Raw genomic sequence first — 12018 nt, forward strand, 5'->3', positions numbered from 1 at the left:
AACATCGTTACGAAAAGAGATTTCAGATTTTCAATTAGACTAATATTTTTTTGGATTAGTGTCATTAAAATAGATTGCAATTTGTGTTGATTAGTGCAATTCGTGGCTAAAATAAATTACACCGCTTTTTTATTTTTAGTTTTCTTTGCTTTCAAATTGATTTTTAGCCAAATAAAACCAAGGGTTCCAGCCAAAAACGAAGCAATTAGAATCGCAATTTTAGAATAATTGATAATTTCTTCTGCTTGCGCTTCAGGTTTAACGTTTTTAAAAGCCAATAAGGTGATAAAAATCGACATCGTAAATCCAATACCGCCCAACATTCCTGCACCAACAATATCTTTCCAACGCAGTTCTTTCGGTAAAGCACAAACGCCAAAAGTCACCGCCAAAAACGAAAACAACCAAATGCCCAAAGGTTTTCCAAGCACCAAGCCCGCAATAATCCCGATGGAGTTAGTATGTGAAAGGCCTTCATGCCAATCACCCGAAATTGGAATTCCCGTATTGGCAATAGCGAATAAAGGCAGTATAAAAAAGGCTACAGGTTTGTGTAAAAAATGTTGCAAACGGTACGAAGAAGTTTGTGGTCCGCCATCCCCAAATGGAATTACAAATGCCAAAATTACTCCTGTAATGGTAGCATGAATTCCTGAATTCAACATAAAATACCACATTCCAATTCCACCCAACAAATAAGGAATTAGGTTGTGCACTTTTCTTCTGTTTAAGAGGAATAAGAATCCCCAAATGGCCAAGGCATAAATTAAATTTAAAAATGCAATCGAATTGGTATAAAAAACTGCGATGACGATAATGGCTCCCAAATCATCAATAACAGCCAAAGCAGTCAAAAATATTTTCAAAGAAGCAGGAACACGATTGCCTAGTAATGACAAAATCCCAATAGCAAAAGCAATATCAGTAGCCATAGGAATACCCGCTCCGTTTTGGGTAATGGTTCCAAAATTTAGCGCTAAAAAAATCCCAGCAGGAACAACCATTCCACCCAATGCCCCAAAAATAGGCAGTGCAGCATTTTTGATGTTGGCTAATTCCCCATCATACATTTCACGTTCTAATTCTAGTCCAATCATTAAAAAGAAAATAGCCATCAAGCCATCATTGATCCAATCGGTAATACTGTGATGCCCTAAAGGAGTTTTCCAAAAGGCAATATAATCGGTTTGTATACTCGAATTGGCAAGAAATAAGGAGAGCAGTGTTACAAAAAGAAGTAACAATCCTCCTGATTTTTCACTTTTAAAAAAGGCTTTAAATGTTTTTGTTAATTTCATAAGAATTTAAAAGTTGTTGTGGATTTTTTCAATTACTTATTTATGGCATTGCCGTAAATATAGCGAAATTATAAAGGTCAAGAGCGGACCTTACGGGTAAATGAAATCCAAAGATAAATTTTTGCAAAATTAAACTATTTTAGAAGGAACTGTTTTAAAGAAAGCATAAAGCGTATTTTTTTTCGTTAATTTGAAGGCTAAATCAAGAATTCATGGAAATCAAAATTCTTCACATCGATAGTAATCATCCTATACTTTGGAATCAATTAGAACAAGCAGGATTTAAAAACGAAGCTGATTTTACTGCTTCAAAAGATGAAATTGAACAAAAAATCGAGCAATATCAGGGTATAGTTATCCGGAGCCGATTTAAAATCGATAAAAAATTCATCGATAATGCTACTAATTTGCAATTCATTGCTCGAGTGGGAGCAGGCTTAGAAAGTATAGACTGTGACTATGCTTTGTCCAAAAATATTACCCTTATTGCTGCTCCTGAAGGCAATAGAAATGCGGTGGCAGAGCATTCTTTGGGGATGATTTTGTCGCTTTTTAACAAACTAAACCAAGCCGATACTGAAATTAGAAAAGGGCAATGGAATAGAGAAAGTAATCGAGGTCATGAACTAGACGGAAAGACAGTTGGGATTATTGGCTATGGAAACATGGGCAAAGCTTTTGCCAAAAAGTTACGCGGATTTGATGTTGACGTAATCTGTCACGATATATTACCCAACGTAGGGGATGCTAATGCCAAACAAGTTACACTAGAAGAATTACAACAAAAAGCCGATGTACTAAGTCTACATATTCCTTGGACACCTGAAACGGACAAAATGGTGAATGCTGATTTTATCGCATCGTTTTCCAACCCTTTTTGGTTGATTAACACCTCTAGAGGAAAAAATGTAGTTACTGCTGACTTGGTTCAAGCGTTAGAATCTGGAAAAATTTTAGGTGCAGGTTTGGATGTTTTGGAGTATGAGAAATTGTCTTTTGAGACTTTGTTTAATGACAAAAACACGCCCGAAGCTTTTGATTATTTACTAAAAAGTTCAAAAGTTTTGCTTTCGCCACACATTGCCGGCTGGACTTTTGAGAGTCATGAACGATTGGCTCAAGTGATTGTTGATAAAATAAAATCACTTTATGGTAAACGATAATTCGTTGGTTGTAAAATATATGCAACTTTTTTATAGTTTTACAACTAACTAAATCAATAACCAAATCAACGACCATGGAAGAAACAAAATTTGAAGCTTGGAATACCCCGTATCCTAAAGCACAGCCTGAAAACAAAAAAATTATAGCAGGGGTATTAGCAATACTTTTTGGATATCTTGGGATTCATAAGTTTATTTTGGGATATACTCAAGAAGGAATTATCCAATTAGTAATTGGAGTAGTTACTTGTGGAATTGGAGGGATCATTGGTTTTATAGAAGGAATTATCTATTTGACCAAAACAGACGAGAGTTTTATCAAACGTACCAAGTAGGTAAGAAGGGATGGTTTTAATCTACCGATTCAAAAAAAGAAAGGCTGTCAAAATGATTTTTGACAGCCTTTTATTTTGGACAAACAACTATTTATTTATCTAAAACAAAACGTCTAGTTACTTCCGTCCAGTTAAAGATGCTAAATTATAGCTAAAATTTCATACCACAAGCTAAAGATATATTTGTTATTGTATCTCCATTTGAATCACTTTGAAAACCAGCACTTGGTCCGATATAAATCTTGTTAGAAAAAGAATAATTGTAGAATAGTTGAAAGACACCTCCTATTGCTAGTGTATTTTGAGGGTTTTCAAATTCAAAAATACTAACAGGGATATCAAACCCTGTTCCTGCTGCAGGAAATAGGGTAGTTATACTGTCTGGTATAGATGAGGATTGAAATCTTACCAAGGGTCCGAGGCGTAAACCAAAATCATTTTTTTTATTTCTAAAAATACTCAATCCAATTTTACCAACTAATTGAATTCCGGCTGTTGTATATCTATATGATTCCTCAAAAGTTTTTCCAGGCCCATTTGCAAATAAAAGGTAATCTTTTCCATAATGTATACTCGTTCCTACCTCTAGAGTATAGGATATTTTTTTTCTAAAGTAATTAGTGTAACTTGTATTGAATGTGAAACCACCAATATCTCCGCTGCCATGCATACCAATTCCAAAGTCTATTTGTATAGATTTGTCTAATGGTGTTGTTGTATTTTGAGCAGTAAGTATTGTCGGGATAAGGAATAAAAATAGGAGTAATGGTTTCATAATAAAATTTTGGCTGTTAAAAAATGAAAGTAAAATTATACTAAATTTATTCTTAAAATATATTTTTTAACATAAAAATAACAATACTTGTATTATTTTTAAAAACCCATGTGTTTCTTTTTTAGTGTTTTAGATAAATAAATATTGTATAAATATATTGGGCTTTATCTCTCTGGATAAGAATCAAAAAAAACAAAAAATATTAAGTTGAGTATTTTAACAGAAAAAGGTTAAATAAAATCAATTGAATCAAGTGGAATAAATCTAACAACTTTATTACTACTCATTAATTTAAAAAAAACGAATCATATATGTTTTGTAAAATAAAAAAGTTGGATGAAATAAATTCATCCAACTTTCTAAAACGATTCTGTGTAACTATATAAGAGTTTTATTTTTCTAAAACAAAACGTCTAGTTACTTCCGTCCAGTTGATCACATTGAAAAAAGCTTCGATATAATCAGGTCTTCTGTTTTGATAGTGCAAGTAGTAAGCATGTTCCCAAACGTCCATTCCTAAGATTGGAGTTCCACCGCAACCTACACCTGGCATTAGAGGATTATCTTGGTTTGGTGTACCACAAACTTCTAACTTACCGCCTTTTTGAACACACAACCAAGCCCATCCTGAACCAAATTGAGTAGCGCCCGCTTTAGCAAACTTAGCTTTGAATTCATCAAATGTTCCGAAAGAAGCTTCAATAGCTTCTAATAATTCGCCTGTTGGTAGTCCACCACCATTTGGAGACATTACCGTCCAAAACAAATTGTGATTATAAAAACCACCACCGTTATTACGAACCGCGGCATTAGTTTTATCTAAATTGATTAAAATATTTTCGATGGTTTTGCCCTCCATATCTGTTCCAGCAATAGCCGCATTCAGATTGGTTGTATAGGCATTATGATGTTTAGAATGGTGAATTTCCATTGTTCTTGCATCAATATGAGGTTCTAATGCATCGTATGCATAAGGTAATTGTGGTAATTCAAATGCCATGATATGTGATTTAATAGATTATAAAATTTATTCAAATTTATGCAATTAACTTTACACTTAAAAAAACATTTTTGTTATTATTTTTGAATGCCCTGATTCGTGCTGTTTTTTAAGGACGATACCGTTCTTAGTTTTACATTGGAAGAAATTTTATACAAAATATAGTTCAAGAATGCGCCATAGCGATGCAAATAATGCTAATTTTAGCTCCCGGTATTTTTAAAAGAGCTCTTGAACAGGCTTCTAAAGTAGCTCCAGTAGTGAGAACATCATCTATTAATAAAAAGTGGTTATGGTGTTCTTTTTCAGTAAAATGCACTTCAAATGCGTTTCCAATACCTTCCATCCTTCCCAAAAAATTTTTTTTAGACTGTGTTTTGGTGTTGATTTTTTTTAACAATACTTCTTTTTTGAAAGGAATATCTAATTGATTCGCAATCGCTTTTGCAAATGTATCTACTTGATTGTAGCCTCTTTTTCGCCACCTCTTTTTATGAAGGGGTACGGGAATAATGGCATCGACTTCTTGTAAAATAACATTGTTTTGTAGATCCTCGGAGTACCAAAGTCCTAGTTGTACTCCAATAGCTTGTTGGCCGTGGTATTTCAAATTATGAATCAATTCTTGTACTCTTCCTTTTTTATGAAAATACAAAAAAGTGGAAACATGAGCCACAGGGATACGACCGTAAAATTTTTTAAACGCTTCGTTTTCGGGTTCTAAATGATGATATGTTTGTGGTAAATGATGTCTGCAATCAGTACAAATCACATTTTCGTTGGCTAATAAAAGGGAATGACAGCCACCACAAACGGGTGGGAAAAACAAGTTGACAAGGTTTTTGATCATCTAATCAGGGTTTTATTGTTAAAAATAATCATTTCCGCGATGCAATCTTTTTCTTTTTTCTTTTTTTTAAATCACTTTTTATATTTTTGCATTACTATGGCAAAACAAGAAGATTTATTTAAGAATGTAGTTTCGCACGCAAAAGAGTATGGATTTATTTTTCCGTCCAGCGAAATTTACGATGGGTTAAGTGCAGTCTATGATTATGCACAAAACGGTGTGGAACTAAAAAAGAACATCCGCGAATATTGGTGGAAATCGATGGTGCAGATGAATGAGAATATTGTAGGACTTGATGCTGCAATTTTAATGCATCCAACTACTTGGAAAGCTTCAGGTCACGTGGATGCGTTTAACGATCCTTTAATTGATAACAAAGATTCAAAAAGAAGATACCGCGCCGATGTTTTGATTGAAGATTATGCCGAAAAACTTAACATTAAGGCTAAAAAAGAAATCGAAAAGGCAAAAGTTCGTTTTGGAGACGCTTTCAATGAGCAAGAATTCATTACGACCAATCCAAGAGTAGTAGAATATTTAGCCAAAGAAAGAGAAATTCTCGAAAGAATGGGACGCTCTTTAGGTAATGGTGATCTAGAAGACGTAAAAGCTTTAATCGAAGAATTAGAAATTGCTTGTCCAGAATCAGGTTCTCGCAATTGGACCGAAGTGCGTCAATTCAACTTGATGTTTGGTACTAAATTAGGTGCTTCTGCTGATACAGCAATGGATCTATACTTGCGTCCAGAAACCGCTCAAGGGATTTTTGTGAATTTCTTAAATGTGCAGAAATCTGGACGAATGAAAGTTCCTTTTGGAATTGCTCAAACCGGAAAAGCTTTCAGAAACGAAATCGTAGCGAGACAATTCATTTTCCGTATGCGTGAGTTTGAACAAATGGAAATGCAATTTTTTGTGCGTCCAGGAGAAGAAATGCAATGGTATGAACATTGGAAAGCGACTCGTTTGAAATGGCATTTATCACTTGGTTTAGGAGCCGAAAGATACCGTTTTCACGATCATGAAAAATTAGCACATTACGCGAATGCTGCTGCTGATATCGAATTTGAATTTCCATTTGGTTTCAAAGAATTAGAAGGAATTCACTCAAGAACTGATTTCGATTTGAAAGCGCATGAAGAGTTTTCGGGAAGAAAATTGCAATATTTTGATGCCGAATTGAATCAAAATTACGTACCATATGTGGTAGAAACTTCAGTTGGTTTGGACAGAATGTTCTTGGCTGTTTTTGCTACTTCTCTCAAGGATGAAACTTTAGAAGATGGTTCCACAAGAACGGTTTTGAAATTACCAGCGGTTTTAGCGCCAACTAAAGCTGCAATTTTACCATTAGTAAAAAAAGACGGTTTACCAGAAATTGCGAAACAAATCATTGAAGATTTACGTTGGGATTTCAATGTGTCTTATGATGAGAAAGATGCAGTAGGAAGACGTTACAGAAGGCAAGATGCCTTGGGAACACCCTTCTGTATTACGGTAGATCATCAGACAGCAGAAGACCAAACGGTGACCATTCGTCATAGAGATACGATGAAACAAGACCGTGTGGCGATTGCCGACTTGAAATCAATTATAGAAAATGAAGTTTCAATGAAGAATTGGTTAATGAAAATGTAATCCAATAACTATTGATTATTGATAAAAAAAAGGCTTCTCGATTTGGGAAGCCTTTCTAGTTTTAGTTAAATCGGTAACCAAAGGTAATTCCGCCTCGACCAACAATTTCATAATCGGTATCTGAGCTGTTGAAAAGGTTTCGACCCACACCACCGTTTATTTCGAAAAGGAAGCCTTTTTTGGTAATCCATTTGGCACCAAGTCCAAATCCTAAAGCGAAATCAGTGCGATTGGTTGTTCTTGATTCATTTCCTATAGTGTTGTATTTGTAGCTTTCGTAGTTATTCAACATCCCAAAACCTTCTGCAAAAAATCCTGCAGCCGGTTTTTTCCCAAAATAATATCTATAGTAAGGGGTAAGCATCACTTTTGTGTCAATATCATCATCAATTGCTAAAAATAAGGAAGCACCAAAGGCAGATTCTTCGTTGATGATTCTTTCGTAACTGACATCTAAGGCTCCCGCTACGAGAAATGCAGCATTGACTTTCATCTCATTTTTTTTAAACGATACGGCTTCGTTTTCTTGGCTTAAACCACTTAGGCTTAGTGCTAATGTTAAAAATAGTAGTATTTTTTTCATAAAAATTTTTTTTCAAATGTAGGAAAAAAATGTAAACACAGTTAGGCTTAGATATTTTTTTTTGGAAAAAGCAAAAAATGCATTTCATCGGATTTTTGTGCATTTCATCTGTTTCTATTAACATTTTGAAGGTTTGTTTTAACAAATCAAATAATTGAGTGGGTATTGCTTTATTTTTAGAGGTCTTAATTGAGTTTTTTTAGTTAATACAGTACTTTTGGAGGCTGTTTATGTGACTTTAGAAAAAGATTTAGAATTGAGACAACCGACTTCTAAACTGAATATTAGTGTTGTTGAATGAAGTATACTTACCTTATAATAGACGATTCACCAGAATGTGCCGCCCGCACCAAAGCAATTGCGGAGGGCTTTTCTGAATTGGAATGTGTAGGTGTGGCTTCTTCATTTGAAGAAGGATTGCATTTAATTCTCGAGCAAACACCAGCGCTTGTTTTTTTAGAAATCGTACCCAATGATAAAAAAAGTGGATTATCATTGAGTTTGATCAGTGAAATTCATCGATTTTTGAAGATAATTCCTGAAATTATTATTACAACTTCAAAAAAGGATTGGGCTTTTGATGCCATAGATTACGGGGTTTTGGATTATTATTTAAAACCGGTCCAATCAATTCAGTTGTTAAAAACCATACACAAGTTGGCCAAAAAAAAGGCCACTTCTCTCCTAAAGCCGGAATCACAACAAAGAGTACTTGAAATTTCCACTCCAATTCAAGAGGTATCGTTTCAAAAGCAAAACGGGCCAATGACCATCTGTATCAAATCGTATGGTGATTACAGGTATATCAACGCAGATGATATTTGTTATTTCCAAGCCGATAATAATTCTACTGACATCCATTTGTGTTCCGGGGAAATGGTCACAGCTTTCAAGACCTTGAAGCATTTTGAAACGGTTTTAACGTATCCTTTTCTTCGAATTCATAACAGTTATATAGTCAATCGAAATTATATTTCAAGAATTCAAATGGGGAATTCCCTGTGTTTTATAAAGAATAGTAGTAAAAAAATCCCTTTTTCAAAATCCTATAAAACGCAAATTGACAGTGTTATTTCAGATTTTTCTCAAGGAAATTATGTAGAAATCTGATAATCAGTCTAGTTACTTCATATTGGCTATTGTTTACTCACAAATGACAGCAATCTACCACAAAGCGTGTTTTTGTGTAGGAAAATAAATGTATTCCTACGTAGTTTTACCAAACAATTCTGCAACGAAGCAGATAGAAAAGTAAAATCTAATCAAACAATAAAGCCACAAATTATGAAAAAAGCAATCTTAACCATCGGATTATTTACATTAGTAATGGGATTAACTTCATTCACTACTCCAGAAGGAAAAAGTAATATAGATAAAAATTCTAACTTATCTGAAATTAGCGGTTCACAATCAGCAGGTAGAAATAAAAAAGTAGATATTAGTGGTTCACAATCAGCAGGAGGAAATAAAAAAGTAGATATTAGTGGTTCACAATCTGCAGGAGGAAATAAAAAGGTAGATTAATTCAACGCTACTTTATAAGTAATTGAGAGACAACAAAATTAGTTGTCTCTTTTTTTTTGTAATATCTTTTCCTATTTTTGGTCAAAACTATTACTATTGAAAGTCAAACATTTAAAATTATTTATTTATTTTCTTTTATTTTTTAGCTGTACTAAAAAAGGAGATGTTGTCATGAAGGATGTTTATCTTTTGAACGATAGTCTATCATTGTTTTTAGATAAGGCGAACAATGATATATATGACATTAATAAAAAGAAAGTATATGCACTGCAAGCATTTGAAATATTAAAATTACAAAAAGCGGACTCATTATCAATTTTGAACTTATTTAAGGTTGCAAATCGATTCTACAACATTGGTGATTTGACAAATTTTAAAAAAGTTGGGCAACATGTTTTAATAAAATCTTTAGAAAAAAAGGACACTCTTAATATTGCTAAGGCTTACTCATACGCGGGAGATTATTACAGTGCAAATGGAATTTCGGATAGTGCCTATGTTTTTTATTATAAGGCTGAAAAATTGTATTCTAAAACAAATGATTTTGATAATTTCGCAAGAGTGCTTTTGAATAAAGCGTTGCTACAGTTTAATGCAGATGATTACTTAGGAAGTGAAAGAGCTGTAATTAAAGCTTTGAAAGCAGTAAAGAGTAAAGAGGCGAAGGATATTGAGTATGATTCATATAATTTGTTGGGTATAATTTATAATGAACTTGAAGAGTTTGATAAAGCCATAGAATTTCACAACAAAGCTTTATCATACACATCAGTTGACGAAATCCCTCTAGTATATCAATCCAAAGCTACCTCTTTAAATAACATTGGGTATGTTTATCAAAATCTTAAAAATTATCAAAAAGCACAAGAGTACTATCAAGAAGGCTTAAAACAAAAGAATCTAAAATACGACAAGCCATCCCTTTACGCCATGCTTTTGGATAATTTAGCTTATTCAAGATTTAAGTTAAATCAAGAGAAAGAGCTACCTGAATTATTTTTAAAATCTTTAAAATTGAGGGATAGTTTAAAATTAACATCAGGTATTGTCGCTAACAAAATCCACCTCTCAGAATATTACAATTTTCATAAAGACAGCGTCAAAGCCCTTCAATTTGCTAGGGAAGCCTTGGCTTCGGCTAGAAAAGATAACAACTACAGGAATGTGTTAATTGGCTTAAAACAAATGGGAGTGGTAGAGCCGCAAAAAGCCTCTTATTATTCCAAAGAATACATCCATATCAATGATAGCCTTCAGAAGGCAGAACGAAAAATGGGTGAAAAATTTTCTCGAATTGAATATGAAACGGATGTCTTAAAAAGCGAGAACACTGATTTGGTAGTACAAAATCGTAACCTGTTTTATGTATTCAGTATCCTTATCTTACTTGGTGTTTTTACTTTTCTTTTTGTAGCACAAAAGAACAAACATAAATTGTTGATGTTTAAAGAGCAACAACAATTGGCTAATGCTGAAATCTATAATCTAATGATTTCACAACAAAAAACTATTGAAGAAAATCGAACCAAAGAAAAACAAAGAGTGGCGAGAGAGTTACATGATGGAGTCTTAGGAAAAATTTTTGGAGTCCGGATGAATCTTGACGGTATGAATGCTGTAAGTGATGAAAAAGCCATAAAATCAAGATTACAATATTTAGCAGAATTAAAACAAATTGAACAAGATATTCGTGAAATTTCACACGATATGAATCGTGAAAACTCGGAATTAATTAATAACTTCGTCGTTATTTTAACGAATCTTATTGAGCATCAACGAAAGGCCTTTAAAACCAAAGTGCATTTTTTACTAGATAAGAATATTAATTGGGCAAATATTACCAACGAAATTAAAATTAATTTGTATCGAATCGTGCAAGAGGCACTTCAAAATTCTAATAAATATGCTAATCCTACTTTAATTAAAATTGAATTTATCAAGCAGTATGATCCTTGTCAAATTAAACTTTCTATCGCGGATGATGGCAATGGGTTTAATTTAAAAAAGGCCAAAAAAGGTATTGGTTTGCAGAACATTGAGTTTAGAACCAAGGAATGCGAAGGTAAATTAGAAATAATTACAAAACCCGGAAACGGTACGCTCCTACAAGTTGAAATCCCCATAGAATCATAAATAATTTACCTACTAATAATGAACAACCTAACCATTGAAACCAAACCCTTAATCGCTCAAAACATTCTTATTGTAGATGATCATCCTTTTATCATTCAAGGGTATAAAAATGCTATAACGCGTTATAAACCTGACGAATATGAATTCTCGATTAGTCAAGCCAAAGATTGTCAATCGGGTTATGAAATCATCACTAATACAGAATCTCCAGTTTTTGACATCGCTTTTTTAGACATCAGTATGCCTGCTTATGATGAAGAAGGAATTTTTTCAGGGGAAGATTTGGCAAAAGTACTCATGCAGCGTATGCCGAATTGTAGAATCATTCTCCTAACGATGTATACGGAAATTCTAAAAATCAAAACCATCATAAAAACGATCAATCCCAATGGATTGGTCATTAAAAATGATTTGACTTTTGATGAATTGTTGTATGCTTTTGATAAAGTAATTAAGAACGAGATATATTATAGTCAATCTGTTTTAGCCATGTTGAGTCAGATGCAAGAGGTAACCATAGAGATTGATCAATTTGATAAAACGATTCTATTCCAATTGTCAAAAGGCACCAAAAGATCGGAGATATCTCAATATTTGCCTATTTCTTCAAGTGCCATTCAACGACGCATGGATGATATGAAAGTCTTATTGGAACTAAAAGAAGGGACTGACGAGGAATTGGTTAGAGTAGCGAAATCAAAAGGACTGCTATTGTAACT

11 protein-coding genes and 1 pseudogene are annotated in these 12018 nt (G+C 33.5%); 7 read left to right on the forward strand and 5 right to left on the reverse strand.

Translation table 11 applies throughout. The features are described 5' to 3' along the window. Nucleotides 1–116: 116 nt before the first annotated feature. Nucleotides 117–1298: a Na+/H+ antiporter NhaA gene (nhaA, locus tag ACSVH7_RS03430; protein WP_438065287.1), complete on the reverse strand. Its 1182-nt coding sequence runs from the start codon at nt 1296–1298 to the stop codon at nt 117–119. 212 nt (nt 1299–1510) lie between these two features. Here nhaA and ACSVH7_RS03435 point away from each other — a divergent pair, with 212 nt between their 5' ends. After that, the gene (locus tag ACSVH7_RS03435) at nt 1511–2461 is read left to right on the forward strand and encodes a 2-hydroxyacid dehydrogenase (RefSeq protein WP_438065288.1); all 951 of its coding nucleotides are present in this window, start codon (nt 1511–1513) and stop codon (nt 2459–2461) included. 74 nt (nt 2462–2535) lie between these two features. Continuing rightward, nucleotides 2536–2816, forward strand: a pseudogene (locus ACSVH7_RS03440) (TM2 domain-containing protein). Between the two features lie 131 nt (nt 2817–2947). Here the strand turns inward: ACSVH7_RS03440 and ACSVH7_RS03445 are convergent. From ACSVH7_RS03445 to ACSVH7_RS03455, 3 genes are all read right to left on the reverse strand, one after another. Continuing rightward, nucleotides 2948–3571 carry a hypothetical protein gene (locus ACSVH7_RS03445; protein WP_438065289.1) on the reverse strand — a complete coding sequence of 208 codons (624 nt, stop codon included), beginning with the start codon at nt 3569–3571 and terminating at the stop codon, nt 2948–2950. A 391-nt stretch (nt 3572–3962) separates the two neighbouring features. Then, a complete protein-coding gene (locus ACSVH7_RS03450) occupies nt 3963–4571 on the reverse strand; it encodes a superoxide dismutase (RefSeq protein WP_438065290.1) in 609 nt (202 codons plus the stop codon). Between the two features lie 166 nt (nt 4572–4737). Further along, nucleotides 4738–5421 (reverse strand): ComF family protein, encoded by a 684-nt coding sequence (locus ACSVH7_RS03455; RefSeq protein WP_438065291.1) that lies wholly within the window; start codon nt 5419–5421, stop codon nt 4738–4740. Between the two features lie 96 nt (nt 5422–5517). Between ACSVH7_RS03455 and ACSVH7_RS03460 the strand changes: the two genes are divergently transcribed. Then, on the forward strand, nt 5518–7059 hold the full coding sequence (locus tag ACSVH7_RS03460; protein ID WP_438065292.1) for a glycine--tRNA ligase: 1542 nt from the start codon (nt 5518–5520) through the stop codon (nt 7057–7059). Nucleotides 7060–7120: 61 nt separating this feature from the next. On the opposite strand, the gene ACSVH7_RS03465 is transcribed toward ACSVH7_RS03460, so the two are convergent. Continuing rightward, a complete protein-coding gene (locus ACSVH7_RS03465; RefSeq protein ID WP_438065293.1) occupies nt 7121–7642 on the reverse strand; it encodes a DUF3575 domain-containing protein in 522 nt (173 codons plus the stop codon). Nucleotides 7643–7939: 297 nt separating this feature from the next. Between ACSVH7_RS03465 and ACSVH7_RS03470 the strand changes: the two genes are divergently transcribed. From ACSVH7_RS03470 to ACSVH7_RS03485, 4 genes are all read left to right on the forward strand, one after another. Continuing rightward, complete coding sequence (locus ACSVH7_RS03470) at nt 7940–8752, forward strand: LytR/AlgR family response regulator transcription factor (RefSeq protein ID WP_438065294.1); 813 nt, start codon at nt 7940–7942, stop codon at nt 8750–8752. A gap of 174 nt (nt 8753–8926) precedes the next feature. Then, nucleotides 8927–9166 carry a 3-oxoacyl-ACP reductase gene (locus ACSVH7_RS03475; protein WP_438065295.1) on the forward strand — a complete coding sequence of 80 codons (240 nt, stop codon included), beginning with the start codon at nt 8927–8929 and terminating at the stop codon, nt 9164–9166. Between the two features lie 171 nt (nt 9167–9337). After that, the gene (locus ACSVH7_RS03480) at nt 9338–11299 is read left to right on the forward strand and encodes a tetratricopeptide repeat-containing sensor histidine kinase (RefSeq protein WP_438065296.1); all 1962 of its coding nucleotides are present in this window, start codon (nt 9338–9340) and stop codon (nt 11297–11299) included. A gap of 18 nt (nt 11300–11317) precedes the next feature. Further along, entirely contained in the window at nt 11318–12016 is a 699-nt protein-coding gene (locus ACSVH7_RS03485) for a response regulator (protein ID WP_438065297.1), read from the forward strand. Nucleotides 12017–12018: the final 2 nt, after the last annotated feature.

The organism is Flavobacterium sp. TSSA_36 (genome assembly GCF_051547165.1).
Taxonomy (GTDB): Bacteria; Bacteroidota; Bacteroidia; order Flavobacteriales; family Flavobacteriaceae; genus Flavobacterium.